Origin of the sequence: Allorhizocola rhizosphaerae, from assembly GCF_003426775.1 — a bacterium.
Classification (GTDB): Bacteria; Actinomycetota; Actinomycetes; order Mycobacteriales; family Micromonosporaceae; genus Allorhizocola; species Allorhizocola rhizosphaerae.
This window is the reverse complement of record NZ_QJUG01000084.1, coordinates 14,325-33,412: the sequence shown is the minus strand read 5'-3', so window position 1 is coordinate 33,412 and position 19,088 is coordinate 14,325. Positions and strand designations below refer to the sequence as shown.

Genomic DNA, 19,088 nt, shown 5'->3' with positions numbered 1-19,088 from the left:
ACCAGGGCCACGAGAACGGCGACGGCTCCGGACAGGGTGGCACCGACGATCGGGATGAACGCGCCGAGGAAGACCAGCGCGGCCAGCGGCAGCGCGAACTCCACCCGCAAAATGAGCAGGGCCAGGCCGATCCCGACCGCGTCGATGAACGCCACCAGCACGGTAGCGCGGACATAGGCGACCAGAGTCAGCCATGCCGCACGCCCGGCCTCACCCACCGGCCGGCGCGCGGTCCGGGGAAGGATCCGGGTGGCAAAGCGCCACAGGCGGTCTCCGTCGCGCAGGAAGAAGAACGCGACGAACAGAATGAGCAGCCCGGAGGCGAGCGCTTGCACGCCTGCGGTGGCGGTGGCGAACGCGCCGCTGGTCAGGGCTTGCCGGTTGGTTTGCAGCCAGGCCCCGGCCGCAGCGAGCGCGTCGTCGAGCTGCTGGGTGGAAAGACCCAGCGGCCCGTCACGTAGCCACTGCTGGATCTGGCCGACGCCGCTTCTGGCCTTTTCGGCCATGGCCGGTGCCCCGGCAACGAACTGGGTGATCACCAACGTGAGAGTGCCCGCGACCACGACAAGACCCCCGACGACCACGATCGCGGTGGCCAGCGACGCCGGGAACCGCGCCCGGGTACGCAGAAACCTCACGGCCGGGGCCAGCAACGCCGAGAGCAGCAGCGCGATGGCCAACGGAATCAAGACCGCGGACAGGTGGCTGACCAGCCACAGCAACACGTACCCACCGGCTGCGAGGACCAGCAGCCGCCACGTCCACGCCACCGTGACCCGCAACCCGTACGGAACCTGAGCATCGGCGTCACGCGCGGACTCCGCCGCGGATCCGGTGTCCGCCTCGTCCTCAGCGGCGTCTTCGGCGGCTTGGCGGGCAGCGCGGATTCTCGCGCGTGCGGCCTGCGCGGCACGGTGCAGCCGACTGCGTTCGGCATCCGACTCGGCCACCGGAGCTCCTTCCCTGAACCAATGTGCACCTAGATGACAGGCGTTCTGGCCGGTGTTCTGGCGGCGGTGCGGCCTGCTGACGGCCGGCGGTGCCCGGAACGTGTGCGATGATGCGCTTCGTGCACCCGGCGCCGCCCGGGCAGCGGCTGCCCGGCGGGCGAGCCCAAACGTGGCCGACCGTCGGTGTCGGCCACCGCAAGGAACAACAACCCGCCGAGCAGACCAAGATCTTTCAAGAAATCCATGCGCTCGCGGCGACGCTCACCGGGCTCGTCGCGGTTGCGGAACGCCTGCCCGGCGACCCTGGCCGGGATCAGCGAGGCGGCTAGCACGACGGCCGCCGGGCGCCGCAGATATCCGCTGGCGAGCAGTATCCCCGCGCTAAGTTGTATCGCTCCGCGCAGCCGCACCAGGGTATGCGCCTCAAGCGGCCACCGCGGATCGGCCTGATCTTGGTCGAGGCGGTAGATAGGCCGGCTGGCCTGCGGCGTCGTATGGCCGGGAAGAGCCAGCGCACGAGCGCCGCTTGCCATGAACACGCCACTAAGGATCAAGCGGGCGCTGCTGTGCACAGGTGTCATGCCCAGCCATTACCCGGCGCCCGGCTTTCATACCAGCCGGGCTGGGCCACGTCGCGGACAAGCACCACGGTTGCGAGCAAATCGGTGCCCCACTACCGGGCCAGTAGCGACTCCGACCTGCGCACGATGATGTTCACTGGGGTTGAGGAATCCAAGGGATGGCCTCAGACCGCAGCGGCATGGCTTTTGATCAATGCCAGCCGTATTCCAGGCAGTTCACGGCTCCCGCAGGGCGGCATGCCGGGGAGAAACCCTCGCAGCACGCATGGCTATGGGCCGTGGATCGTGCGGCAGCTCCGCGACCTGGCCCGGAACCCTCGTCACCGTGGTTATCGACTCCTAACCAACCCAACACAGCCGATCGGTCGCCCCCGAGCCGTTGCCGCAAGTGTCGGTTGTGGACGGTGTGGATCGGCGGCCGGAGGGTAAGACAGGCCGATGAGCCAGGTCGGCGTATGGCAGCGGCTAAGCGGGCACGTGACCGGCTTGCGCCGCAGGATCGGCTGGCTCGACCATGCGGTTCTTGCGGTGGTGCGCTATGACCGCTCCGACGCTGGCCGACTCGCCGCAGCGGTCACCTACTACGCGTTCTTCGCCGTCTTTTCCCTTGCCCTGCTCGGATTCGCCATCCTAGGTTCCGTTGTGGACTCTGCAGATCTTTTGGCGGCGATGCAGGAGCGGCTGCCGCAGATCGTGCCCCGCCTCGATCTCGCGGCATTGCGTGACGCCCGCGGCATGGCGTGGGTCGCAGGTCTGATCGTGTTGCCGGTCTCCGGCGTGTTCTGGGTCGACGCGCTGCGTTCGGCGATGCGGGCCGTCTGGGACCTGCCGCAGTATCCCGGCAACTTCTTCGCCCGCCAGCTCATCGACCTGCTGGTGCTGACCGGGCTCGGCCTGCTGCTCGTCATATCGCTGGCCATTGAGGTCGCAGCCCAGAACCTGCTCAACATGCTCAGCAACGAGGTGATGGAAGCGAAGCATGCCGCGGGCGTGCTGCCCGCTGCGGCCGGGTTCGTCATCGGGCTGGCCGTGAACACCGGGCTGTCGATGGCTGTGCTCACCGGGCTCCCCCGGCTGCGGATGCCGCTGCGCCGGGTTTGGGGTCCGGCACTGCTGCTCGCAGTAGGCGTCCAGGTGCTTACCAACGTTGGGCGGGTCTACGTCAACGCTGTCGCCGTGCGACCCGTCTACCAGGCCGTCGCGGCTGCCGTGGGCCTGCTGGTGTTCCTCAACCTACTCAACCAGCTGGTCTTGTTCGCGTGCGCGCTGACCGCCACCAGCACCGCCGGCACGGTCACCGACATGTCCGCGAAGCCCACCTTTCCGCCATCCTCGGCTGTATCCGGTGCCGGGTCATCCGGCTGCCCGCAGGAATCCGCAGGGCGGCTCGAAAACGCTGCTGAAGATAACGGGTTCACCGGACCCGAAGCAGACAGGTGAACTGCGGCTTGCACACATAGCGGTGCCCGGAGGTCAAACACGTTCAACAGGTAAGGGACAGGCCAGCCATCCAGGCCGGATTATCCCCTCTAAATCACACTGCAGCATAGGGAATAGAGGGCCGCGACGGTGGCGGCCACCTGCGGCAGCGTGGCGGTATCCGGCCGGCCTGTGGCGGGACGAATTTCGGCCGACGCCCGCTTCACGCGGTCACGATGCGCGCTATGGGGCGTATGCTAAGAGCGTCCGCTGGTGAGGCCGCTGTTCGTCCGCCGGATCGCGTTGGCGGTGACCAACCCTAAGGTTGGTGATCAGGGTGTCTGGCTTGGAACGTGAACGCAACAAGCCCCCAGCCGAGGGCAGCGAGCAGCCACCATCGGGTCCGCCCACAGCACCGGCCGCCACACCGCACCCAGGATGCCACGCACCCGGTGGAGCACAGCCTTGGGCGGGGGTTGCGCGGCAGCCTTGGCCGCCGTCGCACTGATCGTGTTCATGCTGCAAAACACCCGCGGCGTGGAAGTCACCGTCCTGTGGATGCACGGCACGCTGCCGCTGGCACTGGCCCTGCTGATCGCCGCGGTCGGTTCGGCGATCCTGGTGATCGTCATCGGCGTCGGCCGCATCACCCAGCTACGGCGCATGGCGCGCCAGAACCGCAGCTAGCAACCTCCCCACGGCGTCACGCGGCCATTGCCTGCAAGAACAGAAAGCCGCGCCGATCGAATCGGAGGAACCAACGGCGGGCTCCTAACGCCACAGAGCCAATATCAGCCGCGATGATCGCGGACCAGTCGATGCGCGAGCCATTAGCCGAAACCGTTTCCCAGGTCACGCGCAATCCGAGGGTAACGGAAAAGGGGAATTCTTCTCGAATGCCCTAAAGTGGACCGGGCTTGTTCGCCGACCCGCTGGCGCAAGGTGGATAGGCTCATTTTCGGCCGTCCGAGTGCGCGCCAGATCCGTGGCAGTGTCCACGCTTTGGGGTGCTGCAGCAACGCGCGGATGCGTTGGCCCAGCCGGGGGCCGCCGATGCGGGGACGACCGGTGCGGGGACGGTCGGGCAGCCCGGTTAGGCCTTCCAGCTCGTGGCGGGCGATCCAGCGGCGTACCGTGCCCGGGTGGTAGTGCAGGAAGCCGGCGATCTCGGCTGGTGGCCAGCCGTGCACGGACAGCAGGATCATCACGATTCGGGCGGCGGTGCGCCACTGATGATGTAGCGCCGACACCAGTTGCTCGTACTGTTCGTCGGATATTTTGGGCGTACACGCTTGGTGGGCGCATACTGAACACCGGCCTCGTTGGGATGGTTTTGTTGGCAAACTCATCCAAGCCCAGCGAGGTCTTCACTTTGCTGAAGCAATCAACCTGGGTGTGTCCCGGACAAACCAGTTACGCGCAGAAGTTAACCCGACGTGCTTAGCGGAACCTTATGGTTAAAACGTCGCGCTCTATCTCGGTCAGCAGGTTGTGCTCCTGGTAGACACGCCTTCCATTGTCTACTTTGCAGAGTCGTTGTTGTGAGCGCGCGCCATCGACCGTAGTCCTGGCTGGGCCGGAGCCTGTCGGGTTTGGCTTAGCTCCCTCCCCGGGTTGCGATGCGCATCGCGCACGGGCACAGCCACATCGCGGCGTGGGACGCCGTTCCGCTGGCCAAGATCGAAGTTAAGGCTGTGCCGCAGGTCAAGGGTCAGCGCGGTCTCACTAACGATGGGCTGCCGGTCAACAGAGCCGGCTGATAACCAGCGCCAGCAAGAACTTCGGCGATCCGCTCGCCGATGCCCTGGCGGCATCGGTCACGGCGGCTACCAAGCTGTCAGGGGTCATGAACGAACTCTAACTTCCGCTAGACTCGCCGGGTGCGACAGAAAGTGCTTTCGGGACTGCTGGCCACGCTTGCCCTGATGGTTCTTTTCCGTGCGGGCCCTGCTACCGCCGCCGAGCCAGCCGATCCCGCCATCAGCTACCTCATGTCTGAGTACGCGGTGAGCCAAGCCGAGGCAGAACGGCGCCTCAAACTGCAAGCCGATGCCTACGGTCTGCACGAGCAGCTCGCTGGCCAGCATCCTGGTCAGTACCTTGGCATGTGGCTCGATCAGGCTAATGGCGGCGTACTGCGGATCGGCATGACCGATCCCGGCCTGGTGCCCAAGCTGCCCGGAGTGGTGGCATACCGGGCAAAACACTCCATGCGTGAGCTTCGGGCCACGGCGCAGAAGGTTTCTGCCGTGGCTGGAAACGCGGCCACCTGGGTTGACCCGGCCACGGAAAGTATCGTGGTAAACCGGGCAGGCAGCACCCTGGTCGGGCTCACCGCCGCTCGCGCTTCCGCGCTCGTCCCCGTTCGCGTCAACGAACGCATCCCGGACGAGCTCAAGTGCAGCACCCTCTACTGTGGACAGGCGCCGCTGATGGGCGGCCTGCGGCTGGACATTCAGCGCGACGATCTGAGTGTCGGCGGCTGCTCCCTCGGATACCAGCTCCAGTCGGCGATCACCAAGGACCGCTTCGTTCTCGTCGCCGGGCACTGCACCCGGTCGGGCACCCACACTCACGTCGACAACGCCGTGCACCAATGGTTCGGGCCGAAACTTCCGGTAGCGGTGGAAGGCGGCGCCACCGATCTGCTCGCGGAGATCGGCAAGAACATGGCCAACCCGGGCGGTTACGACTACGCCATCCTCCCCATCGACCCAGACGGCCAGGACTTCTGGATCAAAACAGTCTGGGCCGATGTCGTTGGCTCACGCCCACCCTCACAATCCGTGTATTACAACGGAAAGCTCCTGCCTATCTCAGGTTTCACCGCGGCATCGTCAGCCCTGGTCGGATCGACGGTCTGCGCAAGCGGTTCCGGCTACACCCCGCCCAGCGGCGTGTCCTATGTGGATTCGGGTGCGGGGCTGGGCTATGAACCAGGCACGCACTGCGGCACCGTCACCTCTTCGGACGAGTCCCACATCACCGTACGCATCTGCTCACGCAAGGGCGACAGCGGCGGGCCGCTCTACGACCCGGTCACCCGCAAAGCCCTGGGCATCCTGTCGTCCGGGCACTCGAGGACCGGTGCCTGCGTACCCGGCGATACCGAGCTGAACATGTACGAGCCGGTTTCCCGCCTGCTCGCCCGCGTCAACGAACGGACTGGCAACCAATACCAGTTCGAGCTGGTCCCGCAGCCCGAGGAACGCATCTTCCGCCACCTGCCGTAATCAACCGGTGAAAGGTGTGGCCCCAGGTCACTGGGCGCACCACGAACACCGCTTGGCGCAGACGCGGGGATCACCGCTGTCGGCCAGGGCCTCGCACTGTTTAACGTACGCGCAACACCCCTGACCCCGAACGTGGTGATCCCCGTGGCGCCCGTGCTGTTGCCTTCGATGTCGAGGCAGCGGCCCAGCGTGCGCAGTGACGTGCCGCTCCAGGTCCACCGCTGGTCGATGGAGTTTGTCTGGCATTGCCGCCGTTGTCGTCGCCGGATACGTCGACGCATTTGCCGGCCCGATGATCCCGACTGGGGCGCCGGTGGGCGGGACCGGGCCGGGGTCGCCGGACGGTGTGGCGAGCGAGACGCCAAGGGCGATCGGGCGGCCGAGGTTGGGGCTGCCGTCCGAGTTCCAGTCAATCCTCTGGTTGCGGGTAACCCGGTTGGCATACGTGAACACTGAAGTTGTCTTGGCGTGGTAGGCGATCCAGTCTCGCGGCCGCCATGAAGGTAGGCTGCAGCGAAAGTGTCACAGGCGACGAGGCCCTTGCTCGATACCCGCTGCCGGCGGTTCGTCTACCGCCACCTTTACCTTCTGGGCCGTTGGCCAGCCCTACCTGGGTTGAGCTGGGAGGACGCGGTTCGGATGAGCAAACTCAGATACGGCGGACGAACGAGCCACAGGGCGAAACGACCCACGACAACAGTTAGACATCTATAAACCCAGCTCGAGCCACTTAATCAATGAAGTGGTTCGAGCCCCCTTCAATTGTGGGCCTGACGCACCAGAATGCGAAAACGATCACTACTGTGCCAGGCGATCCGTTGCCGACATGTTTCGCGACGCCACGCGCAAAATCGAAGAGCCGAGGTTAACAGCCATGATGAGGTCCCGATCGTACGAGAGACATCGCTCGATCAGTCAGTTCTTAGGCTCGAGTAGAGCAGTGAGTCGCGCCAATTGCCATTGGTGTAGACGTGGTCGCGCATGCGGCCTTCGTAGGTGAAGCCGAGCTTGACCAGGACCTTTTGGGAGCCGTGGTTGTCCGGGCCGCATGCGGCTTGAATCCTATGTAGGCCAAGGGTTTTGAAGCCGAAGCCGAGTATGAGTTGGCAGGCTTCGGTGGTGATGCCTTGGCCCCAGCGGTCTTTGCGAAGGGCGTAGCCGAGTTCGCCGCGTTGGTGGGCGTCGAGGGCGATGCGGACGAAGCCGACGAGCTGGTCGGTGTGGCGGTCGGCGATGGCCAGGTAGTAGTCGGGTCGGGGGTCGGATTGTGCCCGCTGGACGTCCTTGGCGAGGACGTCAGCGTGCTGGTCGCGGGTGCGGGTGTCGAAGGATAGGAAGTAGGTGACGTCGGGGTCGCCGACGACGGCCATGCAGTCGTCGAGGTCGTCTTCGGCGAATTCGCGGAGGATGACGCGGGTGCCTTCGATGCGGACGGGGTACACGGGTGGACTCTATCGCTGGGCTGGTCAGGCGGTGATCGCGGCGGCGGGGGTGCGGCCGAAGGTTTCGATCCCGTCGCGCAGGTCGCGGGCCAGTGGCGAGGCGGAGACGGCGGGGTCTCTGAGGGCGGCGTGGACGCGGTTGACGCTGGAGATGATGCCGCCGATGCGTTTGGCGGGTGCCAGGTCGAGGACTGGGACGAGGGCTTCGCGGGCGCCGTCGAGCGCTCCGGCGCGGAGCCGGGCCAGGGCCAGGTCGGAGCGGGCGCCGGCTTCGTCGGCGAAGGCGCGGTGCTCGTCTGGGGCGGCTTCGTAGAGGGCGAGGGCTTGGGTGGCTTCGTGGTCGGCGTCCGCCTGGGCTCCGGTGAGGAAGACGTGGGCGTCGGCGGCGTAGTAGTGCTGCTTGGCCTGCGGGAATGCGAATAGGCCGCCGATTTCGTCGAGGTCGTCAGTGGTGAGGCGGTCGCGGTGGTCGGTGGCGCGGGTGAGTGCGGCGTGGGCTTGGTCGGCGTTGCCGAGTTGTGCCCAGGCGCGGGCTTCGGAGGAGGCGAGCCAGGCCATGACCGAGCCGGTGACCTGCGCGCCGAGTTCGGCTCCGCCTTGGGCGAAGCGCACCGAATCCTGGGGGCGTCCGGCCCAGAAGGCGATGAGGGCTTGGAGGTTGCGTGCCCAGGCGCGCATGCCGGGGTGGCCGGCGTTGTCGGCGCAGACGAAGGTGGTTCGGGCCAGGGTCATGGCCTCGTGGAATCGGCCGAGGTCTTGGCTGGCTTTGGCGACCATTCCGGTGGCCACACCGGCCAGTAGATACAGCTCGCGGGTCTGGTCGGGCTTCTGTTTGCCTTCCAGCAGGGTGAACACCACGTCTTGCAGCTCGATCAGGTCGCCCATGATCGCCGTGAGTGGCTGGCGGAGGTAGCTGTTGGCGATGCCGACGACATCGTGGCGAAGCTGTTCGATGGCTTCGGCGCCGGTGTTGGAGGTTTCGGCGTAGCTGGTGAACCGGGAGGCGCGGCGAGCGGACATGGTGATCTGCCTTTCCAGATGGGTGAGACCGTCCCGGTCAGCGGGAAGGATCAGGTCCGGGATCGGGTCGGCTGGCACCAGCAGCGAGGTTTTCGGCGGTGCGAGCAGGTCGTTCATCGAGCGTCCCCAGTAGAGGTGGGCGACCCGCCGTTGCGCGGGGCGTGGCTGGGTGGTGACGTGTCCGGCCATCCAGCGGCGCAGGGTGCGCAGGCTGAGGGCGGCGTCTTCGGCGTGCTGCCGGGCGCAGCGCATGTACCCATCGACGATCTCGTCTTGGGTTTGGTCGGATTGCGCGATCAGCAGCGCCAGCAGTGTCGGGTGCTGTTCGGGCATGTGCGCCACCCCCTACATGGGACGTTGTCCCCCACGGTATGCCGGTCATGGGCATACGGGCCAGATCGATCACCGTCCTATGTGATCAATGGCCGGGTAACGGCCGCCTGATGTCCGTCTGATGGCCGGGATGGGGCCCGGCGGCGCGGTTCCTACGTCATCGATGCATCGGCAGTCTCCAAGGTATCGGGACGGCTCCCGCTGGTGGTGGTCATTGGGACGGTGCTGGCAGGAGACCCGGATCGTCCGGCGGGCTGCCGCAACATGAATCTTGATCGTTAGGGGATGGCAATGGCTGCACGATTTCAGGTGCTGCTCACCCAGGTCCGGCATGTTGGTGCCGGTCGAATGTTCCGCGACGAGCGAACGTGCCCTGAACTGGTGCTCGACGCCTACACCGCGGAAACGGCGCAGCAGGCCGAAGCGCTGTTCAGGGCGCTCTGCGCGTTGGGCTCGGTCAGGTCCGGGCAGCAGCGTGCCAAGGTCATCGCACTGTCTGGTTCGGACACTGATCGTGCCGGGGCGTGGGTCGCGCCGCCGGTCGACGTGGTGCCGCGCTGGCTCGATCTGGCTGGTGCTCGGTGAAGCGGGCGTTGGTGACTGGCTGGGCTGGGTTCATCGGCTCACATCTTACCGAAGCCCTTGTGGCGCAAGGCATCGAGGTTGTGGGAGTCGACTGCGCACCGCCCCGGTTCGGGGAGATTACCTCGTTGACGAGCAACAGCCTGTTTCACGCGGTCGCTCTGGACCTGTCGTGTGATCGGCTCGATGAGGTGATGTCGGGCTGTGACGTGGTGTTTCATTTGGCGGCCAGGCCCGGCGTTCGTGCCTCGTGGGGTGGGGACTTCGATGCCTATGTCACCGCCAACATCACCAGCACGCAGCGGCTGTTGGAATGCTGTTGGCGGCAGCGGATACCTCGGGTGGTGCTGGCTTCGTCGTCGAGCGTGTACGGGGCGACGATCGGGCCGAGCTGCGAGGACGATGACTGCCGCCCGATTTCTCCGTATGGGGTGACCAAGCTTGCTTCTGAGCAGTTGGCCCTGGCCTACGCCCGGCGCACCGACAGCCCGCTGTCGGTGGTTGCGTTGCGGTACTTCACCGCCTACGGGCCACGTCAGCGGCCGGACATGGTGCTGGGCCGTCTGCTGTTCGGCGCGCTCAGTGGCATGCCGGTCACGTTGTTCGGTGACGGCACGCAGCGGCGCGACTTCACCTATGTGTCCGATGTGGTCGCGGCGACGATTGCTGCTGCTGAACTGGACTGCCGAGAAGAAGTGATCAACGTCGGTGGCGGCGCAAGCGTGTCATTGATCGAGGCGATCGGAGTCGTGTCACGTGTTCTTGGTGTGCCGATACCGCTGGACGCCGCTGAAGCCCAGCCTGGGGATGTCCCGGTCACCAGCGCCGATCTGCAGACCGCACACGAGTTGCTGGGCTATGAGCCGACGGTGAGCTTGGCTGACGGGTTGGCCCGACAGGCCGACTGGCTGCGCAGCCTCGACCCAGTGCGGTTGAACGTCTATGGGCTCGATCTTGCGGGGAGCCGTAGATGACCATCCTGTATGGACAGTCGGTTAGCGAGCTGTTCACGACAGCTGCGCGCTGGCTGCTGGAGCACGGGTCGCACGTAGCGCCGCGTGGCATGGCGACCAGGGAAATCCTCGGCGTCCACCTGCACTTGACCGAGCCGCGCCGAAGACTGATCCACTTACCGCCGGCGCGGGTGCTCAACCCGGCGTTCGCTGTCGCCGAGGCGGTCTGGATCATCTCCGGCTCCGATGCCGCCTGGATTTTCGAGTTCAACCGTCAGCTGGCCCGGTACGCCGACGTCGGTGTGCTGCAAGGCGCGTATGGGCCACGGCTGCGCCGCTGGCACGGCGTGGATCAGCTTGACCGGGTACGGAGGCAGCTGCTGCACGACCCGGATACGCGCCGGGGCGTGGTCACGTTGTTCGATCCGGCCAAAGACCACAGCGGACATTCCGATGTCCCGTGCACGCTGGGGTTCCGGTTCTTTCTGCGCGGTGGCCGGCTGCACATGCACACGACGATGCGCAGCCAGGACCTGTGGCTCGGCTTCCCGTATGACATCTTCACGTTCACGCTGATCCACGAGCTGATGGCGGGATGGGTCGGCGCAGAGCTGGGCGAGTACCGGCATTCCGTCGACTCGCTGCATCTGTATGCCGAGCACTTCGAAATTGCCGCATCGTTGCCTGCGCTCGGCGGCGGTGAGGCGATGGATCCGGTCACGGTGGCGTGGGAGGAGCTGGACAGTACCCTTGCCGCCGTGATCAGCGCCGACTTTGCGGTGCTTGGTGACAGCCATTGGGCACTGTTCGCGCAGATCATGGGCGGGTATCGGCGCTGGAAGGCAGGAGAACGCGATACCGCCCGCCTACTCGCAGCCACCATGCCGGGCCTGCTTGGTGAGGCGCTTCGTGGCTGGTATGAGCATCTGGCTCCGGCGCAGGCGGTGATCCCCGGATGAGCCGCGTGATCCTTGGCCTCTGCGCCTACACCCACGACTCGGCGGCGGCGCTGCTGGTCAACGGAGAGCTCGTCGGGTTCTGCGAAGAGGAACGCCTCGACGGTGTCAAGCACAGCAACGCTTTTCCCCGCCGCGCGATCGACTGGCTCCTCAGCGACGCCGGTCTGTCCACAAAGGATGTCACTGCGGTTGCCTACAATTTTGTCCCCGGTCGCTACCTCGGCGCGCTGTCGCAAATGCCGCTGCACCTGCTGCATTCGGCCACAGCGGCGCGGGCCATCCCACGGGCGCGCAGCTTCGCCAACGTGGCCCGGCGAACGCAAGACAGGCTGCGCAGTCTGAAGCAGCACTTTCCCAACGCCGACCTCCGGCCGGCGCTACATCACCGGGCACACGCGTGGACTGCTTGGCTGTCTTCCGGTTATGACCGGGCCGGGGTGCTGGTGGTCGACAGCCTCGGCGAGGTTCAGACCACAACCATCTGGCTGGCCGACGCAGGCGCTGATCAGCCGCTGACGATGCTGTCGCATGTGGATGATCCCGCATCGCTCGGTTACGCCTATGGTGCGGTCACCGAACACCTCGGCTGGCGGCGCGGCGATGAGGAAGGCACCGTCATGGCCCTTGCCGCCCACGGCGACCCGAAACGGTTCAAAACCCTGATGCGCCAAGCCATCCCACCCGCCGACGACGGGTTCGCCCTCAACCCGCGCCTGTTGTCACTGCGGATCCTGTCGAGCCGCTACCCCAGGCTCTCACCCGCATTCGTCGCAGCGACGTGTTCGTCGCGGCGGCCTGGCGAGACGGTGGAGCAAGTCCACGCCGATCTCGCGGCAGCGCTTCAAGAGCGGACTCAGCAGGTCATGGTCAGCCTGGCCGCCCGTACCCGCCGCCTCACCGGAGCCCGGCTGCTGTGCGTCGGCGGTGGAGTCGCGATGAACTGCGTGTCGATCGGCACGATCGCCGATGCCGGGTTCTGCGACGAGGTCCACGTTCCCGCCGCACCAGGCGACTCCGGCACGGCGGTCGGTGCCGCCGCTGACGCCTGGCACAAAGCCACCGGCAAACTGCCCACCGGGATCGAGGGACGCTGCTACCTCGGCCCCAGCTTCACCGGTTTGAGTCTGCCCGCGAGTCCCAGGCCGGGGATGGCGGCGGTCAAGGTGGACCGCCCCGCCGGGTTCCTGGCGCGGCACCTGGCCGACGGGAAGATCGTCGGCCTATTCACCGGCGCGCTGGAGGCCGGACCGCGGGCGCTGGGGCACCGCTCCATCCTGGCCAGCCCGCTGGAGCCGCAAGTGGTTGACCGTCTCAACGCGACGGTCAAATTCCGCGAGCCGTTCCGACCGTTCGCCCCGGTCGTGCTGGCGCACCGGGCAAGCGACTACTTCCGGATCGGCCAGCCGTCGCCGTTCATGTCGATCGCGGCCGGGGCCACCGACTACGCCCGGCGCATGCTCCCGGCGATCGTGCACCACAACGGCACCGCCCGGGTGCAAACCGTGTCCGCCTCGCAGAACCCGTTTCTGGCACAGGTTCTGGAGCTTTTCGGCCAGATCACCGGCCATCCGATACTCATCAACACCTCCCTGAACATCAAGAGCAAACCGATCTGCGGCACACCGGACATGGCGTTGGACTGTCTTGCCGAGTCGGGTCTGGACGCTCTGCTCATCGAAGGCTGGTGGGTGACCAAATGAGGATCGGCTACAGCTTCTGGGGATTCCTCGGCCCCGGCATCGTCGACACCCCGGACGGTGGGCGCAGCCACCGCCGCACCCTGATCGACGCGCTCACCGGGCACGGTCACGACACCGTGTTCCTGCAACCAGATCGGGACTTGACCGAGGCCGGCACTGACCTGTCGCACCTTTATGCGTGGGATGCCGGGCTGCCTGACATCGACGTGCTCATGCTGGAGTGGCGCTGGCCCATCCCCGGCCGCAACACCACCTGGTGCGGCTCCGCCGGGCACACCTGCGACCTGCACCGCCAACATCAACTGGTCGCGCACTACACCGACCAGCTGCGACTGCCGACGATCATCTGGGACAAGGACCGGAAATTGCCCCCGCAGGACCGGCTCCGCGGGGCCGGCAACGTCACGATCTGCGAATCGGCCCTGCAGCCGACCCCGGGCGCGGTCAGCCTCCTATTTCCGGTTGACGACGCGCGTCTGGACGCCACCGACCCGCACCTGCTCGCCCAACTCGACCGGCATGTGACCTTGGCGTATGTCGGCAACCAATACGACCGCGACGCGGCGTTCGAGGTGTTCTTCGCCCCGGCGGCGGCGCACGTCTCCCACGTCGTGGCTGGCAAGTGGACATCGACCAGCCGCTGGCCACATGTGCGGTTCGTTGGTCGAGTCGGTTTCGACACGGTCGAGGAGATCCACCGCTCGGCTCTGGCCACCATCTTGCTGCTGCCGCCGCGGTATGCGGCGGCCGGGCAGATGACACAACGGCTCTTCGAGGCAGTCCTGGCCGGCTGCGTCCCGATCACCCCGGCAACGATCCGGTTCGCGGACCAGTTCGCCCCGAAGACGCTGCACGTCGCAGACGGGGCTGATGTCGCCCGGGTCTGCGGCTGGCTTCGTGAGATCGCCGGAACCGGCGATCATGCCTATCTTCTGGCTTCATGTCTGCGACGTCTTGATCTGTTTCGGGTATCCCGGCAGGTCGCGGTGCTGGACCAGCTTCTGCGCGATCGCGTGGTGGCTACGACATGACCACCACCTCCCGCCCCTTCGCACGAGTCTTGACTAGGTTGGAGCCTCATGGAGCGCATCGCCATCATCGGCTGCGGCGGCAGTGGCAAGTCCACGATCGCCAAGCGCCTCGGCGCCTTGCTGGACCTGCCGGTCACCCACCTGGATGCGATCTACTACGACGAGAACTGGAACCCCCTGCCACAGGACGAGTTCGCCGCCAAGCAGGAGAAGCTCGTCGCCGGGGAACGGTGGCTGATCGAGGGCAACTACGCGGGCACGCTGCCGATACGGCTGGCCGCCGCCGACACCGTGATCTTCCTCGATATGCCTGCCCACGTCTGCTTGTGGGGGATCGTGCAGCGGCGCTGGCGATACCGCGGCGGGCAACATCACCAAGACGGGGTCTACGACCGGATCACCTGGAGCTTCGTCAAATACATTTGGGGCTACCGCACATCGATGAAGCCCCGCGTGGTGGCCATGACGGCCGAGCACGCCGCTCACGCCCAACTGGTCATTCTGTCCAGCCGCAGGGCCGCCAACCAGTTCGTCGCACAAGCTGCAAGGCGCTAACACCGCCACCTGAGACGGGGGCGCGCTGATGAGCGCCAACCCGTTCCTCGAACCCGGCCTCGCAGCGGCGCTCTACGGGGACGCCGACAGACTGACCGCGCGAACGAGCGCGCTGCGCCGTGCGAAGATCGCCGGAGCGGACGCGGCTGAAACGATCTGCGACTTGCTCGACGGCATGATCCGCCCGGATAGTGTGGTCCTCGATGTCGGCTGTGGACGCGGGACCACCAGCATCGCCCTGGCCCGCCGGTTCAGGCTGCGGAATCTGACCGCCTTCGACCTTTCCGGCGCCCTGCTGCAAGATGCCGCCAACCGGTTCGCTGCGGTCGGGCTGGACATCGCCACACGGCAAGGCGACTTCCACGATCTGCCGTTCGCCGCCTCCACATTGGACGCGGTCGTGGCCGCGTTCTGCCTCTACCACTCGACGCATCCCGGCCGGGCGATTGGCGAGATCTCCCGCTGCCTGCGCCGATCTGGCGTTGCGGTCCTGGTCACGAAGTCCGCCGACAGCTACATCGAGCTTGACGACGTGGTCGCCGCGTCTGGGCTGGACCCGCACGCCCACACGCGGCCCAGCCTCTACAATGCCTTCCACAGCGCCAACATTCGATCACTGGCCACCGAACACCTGACCGTCGTGCGGATCGTCGAGCAGCGGCATGTGTTCCGGTTCCACGACTTCGCGCACCTGGCCGCGTACCTGGCCACCACGCCCCGCTACCACATCGGCGGCACCGTTCCCGAGATCACGGCGAGGCTGCGGGCTTGGCAACCGGACACGCCGGTGACCGCCAGTTCCACGGTCTCCTATCTCGTCGGAACCAAGCCATGACCCTGTTCATCAAGCGATATCCCGATGGCGGCAGAGCCGCCAAGGCCCGCGCCAACCACCGCTGGCTGACAAGCCTCAACAGCGGCGTGCTCCTTCCCGACCTCGTCCACTCGGGCAAGACCGCCTTGGCATTCACCAAACTCGACGGCAGCACGCCCAGTGCAGACGACCTTGTCACGCTGGCCGCCACGATCGGCCGGCTGCAGCGTGCAGCCTTCCCCGCACTCACCACTGCCCGGCTCGACCGAACACACAGCATCGGCACCCACGACATCGAGGACTTCACCGAATCCCGCCGGGCCGCGCTCCACACCGCAGCCGCAGCGCACGGGACCAGTCCACAGTGGACAGACGCCGTTCTGGATCGCGCGGCCGGGATGCCGCCCGCGTTCTACAAAGACAGCAACCTCCGCAACTTCATCCTCACCCCGCGCGGTGTCGCGATCGTCGACTTCGACGATCTCACCCTCGCCCCGCACGGCTACGACCTCGCCAAGCTCATCGTCTCCACCGCCATGACCCACGGACGTATCGAGGCACATGCCGTCTCAGCCGCCTTGGACGCCTACAACACAACCGTCGGCCATAACGCCTGCATCGCAATGGATCTGACGATCTGGGCCGAGCTGAACTGGCTATTCACCGCGAACTACCTGGGCCGCAACGGCTACCGGCATCCGTGGCCTCTCATCCGCCCGTGGGCCGATCCACTCCGGGAAGGTATTCGATGACTATCACCACCGAGCTGACGTTGGCCCGTCACGGCGAAGCTGAATGTAACCTCGCCGGCCGCGTCGGCGGCGACAAGGGCTGCACCGGCTTGACCGCACGTGGCCACGCCCAGGCCGGGCACCTCGCCGAACGGCTGCGCCGCGAGCACCAGCGGCGAGCCTTCGAGATCGTGATCTGCTCGCCGCGGCTGCGCTGCCGCCAAACCGCCGAGCCGATAGCGGCTGCGCTCGATCTGCCGATCATGGTTGAAAACGATCTGCGCGGCCCTGACCACGGCGACGCCGACGGCCAGCAGTGGAGCGATATCAAGGCCGCCTTCGGTTCAGCGTTGCAACACCAGCCCGACAAGGTCATCGCTGACGGAGGCGAGTCGTGGAACGGCTACCTCGCCCGCGCCACAGCCAGCCTCGAGGCCCTCCTGGAACGTCACCACGGCCAGCGAATCCTGATCATCGGACATGGCGAGACCGTCGAAGCCGCACACACCCTCCTGCTAGGACTCGCTCGCGATTCGAGTATCCGGATCTGGTTCACGTCCGGGCACGCCGCCGTCGCCCGCTGGCAACTCCAAGTCAATGCCCACGGCCGCCACACCTGGCTGCTCGACGCGCACAACGACCAGTCGCATCTGCCGGACAACCTGCGGTGACCACCGCCGAGATCCTCATGGCGGTCGGGCGAGCCATGCTCGGCGAACTCGACGTGATCGGCTTCCACGACGGCCATGGCGGCACCGTCGTGATGCGGGCGCACAGCAATGACCATGGCGAAGTCATTGTCAAGGTCCATCGAAGTCTCCAACGCCACGGGCAGGAAACACATGCGTACCGCCACTGGGTTCGCGCCCTCGACTGGCGGGTGCCGCGCCTGATCGCGGTCAACGCCAACCCCGCCGCTATTGCGATCACCGCCATCTCAGGGCAGCCGCTCGACACGCTTTCGCTCCCGCCCGGGGCGGAGCGTGACGCACACCGCCAGGCGGGAGCGATCCTGCGCACGCTGCATGTCGCCTGGCCTTGCGCACGCGACCCGGGCTTCACCACGTTTCTGGCCGAACGCGGCCGATACTGGATCAGCCAAGCAGGCGCACGGCTGGACTGCGTGCAGCGCCGCGACCTCGAAGGCCGGCTCGAACAGCTCGTCAGGCTGCGCGTCGACACGCTGACGCCGTGCCATCTCGACTTCATGCCCCGCAACCTTGTCCGCGACCACGACGGCACGATCAGGGTGATCGACTTCGAACACGCGCGCTACGACCTCCCCGCACGAGACCTCGTCCGGATGGCCACACGCATCTGGCCGCAACGCCCCGACCTTGAAACCGCCTTCCGCGACGGCTACGGCGACCTCAGCGACCTCGACCGTTTGGTCATCGACTGCTGCGCCGCCATCGACATCGCCAGCCGAGCCGCGACCGACCTGCGCTGGGCGTCCGCACGGCATTCTGACCCCAGCCCCTCACAGCAACTCGGCCGAAGAGTCGTGTTGACGGACGTAAAGGCCGACGGCGGTAGCGGCTGAACCTCTCAGCGCAAGGTCCTGTGAGGTCTTTGAAAACCTCACAGGACCACCAAGAAACCTCTCAGCGAACCTCAGCGAGTGGCAGCGAGTAGATTCCCCGCGCTTCCGCGTCAAAGGCTTCAAGGTCAACCGGGCTTTGCATGGGTAGCTCGGCGAGACGGAACAGAGGCGCGGCAGCGCGGTGCAGTTGCCAAACCTGTTCGGCCGGCGTTGCGCCCCCGAGACGGTCGCGTGCCATGGTGGCCACCGGGATCTTCGGCTTCAGCGACGCGAGCTGCTGGTGAAAGTGTCCTTCCCGGACAGTCGACCTCATTGAGAACAGCACCGGCCAGCGTGCTTCCGGCAGCTGGTCGTACCGGACGACTTTGTCGATGAGCGTGGGAAGGGACTCGGTGCCCTCATCGTGCTCAAGGTAGAAGGCGACGGTGTGGCCGTCGTCGGCCCATACGCCCAAGCCGTCTGCCTTGAGCATCGCCAGCATCGTGGTACCCGGTGGCGCGAACCGCCGCATGCGCGTGTCTGGCCACCAGTGATGCAGCCGTGCCCCCTCGTTCAGCCGCTCATACTTCGCCAGTTGCGTGAAGAAGCCGTTGATGCCGAGTCGATGGTCGGTGTTTCGGCTGCTGACGATTCGCTGGATTCGGGTATCCGACTGGCTTAACCGGGGCGGCGCGTCCGATCTTGATCCGGCGATGATCAGCGCGCCGAGGTGGTCGAGGACGTAGTGGTACGGGAAGTTGCCGCCGTTGAGCCGGTAGGGCTGGAACCGAAGAAGCAGACCGAGTTTGGTCAGGGTCCTCAGTCGCACTTGGGCGGCGTGGACGCTCGGGTAAAGAGCGTCGGCTATCTGGTCGGTGGTGAGCAGCCGGTGATCATAAAGCCACTCAAGCAGTCGCCAGTCGCGTGGTGTGAGCCGGTGCTGCATCAGGACAGCTAGCTCCACTTTGGATCGCCTTGGCATAACCATCACTCCCTTTCGCGGATGTGCCCCTCGCGGGGAAGAAGAAGACCCGTATAGGTCTTCGGGATCGGCCGACGAGGGCCGAACGGAGGTGGTGACCTGGGCGGTCACGGAGTTCGGCTGTGCTTAAGGGGGCCACGTTCAAGGAGCACGGGCTTAAGCGGTGCCTTAAGCACCCGCTGGAGCGCCCCCAGGCCGAAGCAGGCGTCCTTTGATCGCGCGGGACCAGCCGGTCGCGGTTGCTTACTCCCTTCCCAGTACCGCGCTGTGAGGTGAAATGG

General features: G+C 66.2%; 18 protein-coding genes and 1 pseudogene. 13 read left to right on the top strand and 6 right to left on the bottom strand.

Going from position 1 to position 19,088, the window contains the following annotated elements; translation table 11 throughout:
* Both DM816_RS19450 and DM816_RS19445 read right to left on the bottom strand, forming a co-directional pair.
* Nucleotides 1–950 (bottom strand): AI-2E family transporter (locus DM816_RS19450; RefSeq protein ID WP_117211671.1); only part of this gene is annotated, 950 nt, incomplete at its 3' end.
* Nucleotides 951–979: 29 nt separating this feature from the next.
* Complete coding sequence (locus DM816_RS19445; RefSeq protein WP_117211670.1) at nucleotides 980–1,531, bottom strand: DoxX family protein; 552 nt, start codon at nucleotides 1,529–1,531, stop codon at nucleotides 980–982.
* Nucleotides 1,532–1,969: 438 nt separating this feature from the next.
* Between DM816_RS19445 and DM816_RS19440 the strand changes: the two genes are divergently transcribed.
* Entirely contained in the window at nucleotides 1,970–2,971 is a 1,002-nt protein-coding gene (locus DM816_RS19440; protein ID WP_162907633.1) for a YihY/virulence factor BrkB family protein, read from the top strand.
* Nucleotides 2,972–3,439: 468 nt separating this feature from the next.
* The gene (locus DM816_RS19435) at nucleotides 3,440–3,637 is read left to right on the top strand and encodes a lipopolysaccharide assembly protein LapA domain-containing protein (RefSeq protein ID WP_211588767.1); all 198 of its coding nucleotides are present in this window, start codon (nucleotides 3,440–3,442) and stop codon (nucleotides 3,635–3,637) included.
* Between the two features lie 224 nt (nucleotides 3,638–3,861).
* On the opposite strand, the pseudogene DM816_RS19430 reads toward DM816_RS19435, so the two are convergent.
* A pseudogene (locus DM816_RS19430) lies at nucleotides 3,862–4,255 on the bottom strand (helix-turn-helix domain-containing protein); the annotation flags it as partial.
* A gap of 575 nt (nucleotides 4,256–4,830) precedes the next feature.
* Here DM816_RS19430 and DM816_RS19425 point away from each other — a divergent pair.
* Nucleotides 4,831–6,183, top strand: coding sequence for a trypsin-like serine protease (locus DM816_RS19425; RefSeq protein WP_162907631.1), 1,353 nt, complete (start codon nucleotides 4,831–4,833; stop codon nucleotides 6,181–6,183).
* Nucleotides 6,184–7,094: 911 nt separating this feature from the next.
* Here DM816_RS19425 and DM816_RS19415 read toward each other — a convergent pair.
* On the bottom strand, nucleotides 7,095–7,625 hold the full coding sequence (locus tag DM816_RS19415; protein ID WP_117211665.1) for a GNAT family N-acetyltransferase: 531 nt from the start codon (nucleotides 7,623–7,625) through the stop codon (nucleotides 7,095–7,097).
* 24 nt (nucleotides 7,626–7,649) lie between these two features.
* Entirely contained in the window at nucleotides 7,650–8,978 is a 1,329-nt protein-coding gene (locus tag DM816_RS19410) for an NsdA family TPR-like regulatory protein (protein WP_117211675.1), read from the bottom strand.
* A gap of 291 nt (nucleotides 8,979–9,269) precedes the next feature.
* On the opposite strand from DM816_RS19410, the gene DM816_RS19405 reads away from it, so the two are divergent.
* The 10 genes from DM816_RS19405 to DM816_RS19360 are packed head-to-tail and all read left to right on the top strand — an operon-like array spanning nucleotide 9,270 to nucleotide 17,846.
* Nucleotides 9,270–9,563 carry a hypothetical protein gene (locus tag DM816_RS19405; RefSeq protein ID WP_117211664.1) on the top strand — a complete coding sequence of 98 codons (294 nt, stop codon included), beginning with the start codon at nucleotides 9,270–9,272 and terminating at the stop codon, nucleotides 9,561–9,563.
* Nucleotides 9,564–9,574: 11 nt separating this feature from the next.
* Nucleotides 9,575–10,534, top strand: coding sequence for an NAD-dependent epimerase/dehydratase family protein (locus DM816_RS19400; protein WP_246002050.1), 960 nt, complete (start codon nucleotides 9,575–9,577; stop codon nucleotides 10,532–10,534).
* Nucleotides 10,531–11,472 carry a thymidylate synthase gene (locus DM816_RS19395; protein WP_117211662.1) on the top strand — a complete coding sequence of 314 codons (942 nt, stop codon included), beginning with the start codon at nucleotides 10,531–10,533 and terminating at the stop codon, nucleotides 11,470–11,472. Before DM816_RS19400 ends, DM816_RS19395 begins: the two co-directional genes overlap by 4 nt.
* Entirely contained in the window at nucleotides 11,469–13,172 is a 1,704-nt protein-coding gene (locus tag DM816_RS19390; protein ID WP_117211661.1) for a carbamoyltransferase family protein, read from the top strand. Before DM816_RS19395 ends, DM816_RS19390 begins: the two co-directional genes overlap by 4 nt.
* On the top strand, nucleotides 13,169–14,203 hold the full coding sequence (locus tag DM816_RS19385; protein WP_170318842.1) for a CgeB family protein: 1,035 nt from the start codon (nucleotides 13,169–13,171) through the stop codon (nucleotides 14,201–14,203). The genes DM816_RS19390 and DM816_RS19385 overlap by 4 nt, the downstream gene beginning before the upstream one ends.
* A 48-nt stretch (nucleotides 14,204–14,251) precedes the next feature.
* A complete protein-coding gene (locus DM816_RS19380) occupies nucleotides 14,252–14,758 on the top strand; it encodes a P-loop NTPase family protein (protein ID WP_117211659.1) in 507 nt (168 codons plus the stop codon).
* Nucleotides 14,759–14,786: 28 nt separating this feature from the next.
* Complete coding sequence (locus DM816_RS19375; RefSeq protein WP_117211658.1) at nucleotides 14,787–15,593, top strand: class I SAM-dependent methyltransferase; 807 nt, start codon at nucleotides 14,787–14,789, stop codon at nucleotides 15,591–15,593.
* Nucleotides 15,590–16,324, top strand: a complete 735-nt coding sequence (locus DM816_RS19370) for a phosphotransferase (protein WP_117211657.1) — start codon at nucleotides 15,590–15,592, stop codon at nucleotides 16,322–16,324. The genes DM816_RS19375 and DM816_RS19370 overlap by 4 nt, the downstream gene beginning before the upstream one ends.
* Complete coding sequence (locus DM816_RS19365) at nucleotides 16,321–16,974, top strand: histidine phosphatase family protein (RefSeq protein WP_117211656.1); 654 nt, start codon at nucleotides 16,321–16,323, stop codon at nucleotides 16,972–16,974. Before DM816_RS19370 ends, DM816_RS19365 begins: the two co-directional genes overlap by 4 nt.
* Nucleotides 16,971–17,846: an aminoglycoside phosphotransferase family protein gene (locus DM816_RS19360; RefSeq protein WP_246002049.1), complete on the top strand. Its 876-nt coding sequence runs from the start codon at nucleotides 16,971–16,973 to the stop codon at nucleotides 17,844–17,846. Before DM816_RS19365 ends, DM816_RS19360 begins: the two co-directional genes overlap by 4 nt.
* A gap of 61 nt (nucleotides 17,847–17,907) precedes the next feature.
* Here the strand turns inward: DM816_RS19360 and DM816_RS19355 are convergent, their stop codons facing one another.
* On the bottom strand, nucleotides 17,908–18,789 hold the full coding sequence (locus tag DM816_RS19355; RefSeq protein ID WP_246002048.1) for a replication-relaxation family protein: 882 nt from the start codon (nucleotides 18,787–18,789) through the stop codon (nucleotides 17,908–17,910).
* Between the last annotated feature and the right edge of the window lie 299 nt (nucleotides 18,790–19,088).

What these genes read in the sequence shown, in the direction of transcription:
- DM816_RS19395 (WP_117211662.1), top strand. Translation starts at nt 10,531, where the DNA reads ATGACCATCCTGTATGGACAGTCGGTTAGCGAGCTGTTCACGACAGCT.
- DM816_RS19370 (WP_117211657.1), top strand. Translation starts at nt 15,590, where the DNA reads ATGACCCTGTTCATCAAGCGATATCCCGATGGCGGCAGAGCCGCCAAG.
- DM816_RS19440 (WP_162907633.1), top strand. Translation starts at nt 1,970, where the DNA reads ATGAGCCAGGTCGGCGTATGGCAGCGGCTAAGCGGGCACGTGACCGGC.
- DM816_RS19410 (WP_117211675.1), bottom strand. Translation starts at nt 8,978, where the DNA reads ATGCCCGAACAGCACCCGACACTGCTGGCGCTGCTGATCGCGCAATCC.
- DM816_RS19380 (WP_117211659.1), top strand. Translation starts at nt 14,252, where the DNA reads ATGGAGCGCATCGCCATCATCGGCTGCGGCGGCAGTGGCAAGTCCACG.
- DM816_RS19385 (WP_170318842.1), top strand. Translation starts at nt 13,169, where the DNA reads ATGAGGATCGGCTACAGCTTCTGGGGATTCCTCGGCCCCGGCATCGTC.
- DM816_RS19390 (WP_117211661.1), top strand. Translation starts at nt 11,469, where the DNA reads ATGAGCCGCGTGATCCTTGGCCTCTGCGCCTACACCCACGACTCGGCG.
- DM816_RS19405 (WP_117211664.1), top strand. Translation starts at nt 9,270, where the DNA reads ATGGCTGCACGATTTCAGGTGCTGCTCACCCAGGTCCGGCATGTTGGT.
- DM816_RS19375 (WP_117211658.1), top strand. Translation starts at nt 14,787, where the DNA reads ATGAGCGCCAACCCGTTCCTCGAACCCGGCCTCGCAGCGGCGCTCTAC.
- DM816_RS19365 (WP_117211656.1), top strand. Translation starts at nt 16,321, where the DNA reads ATGACTATCACCACCGAGCTGACGTTGGCCCGTCACGGCGAAGCTGAA.
- DM816_RS19445 (WP_117211670.1), bottom strand. Translation starts at nt 1,531, where the DNA reads ATGACACCTGTGCACAGCAGCGCCCGCTTGATCCTTAGTGGCGTGTTC.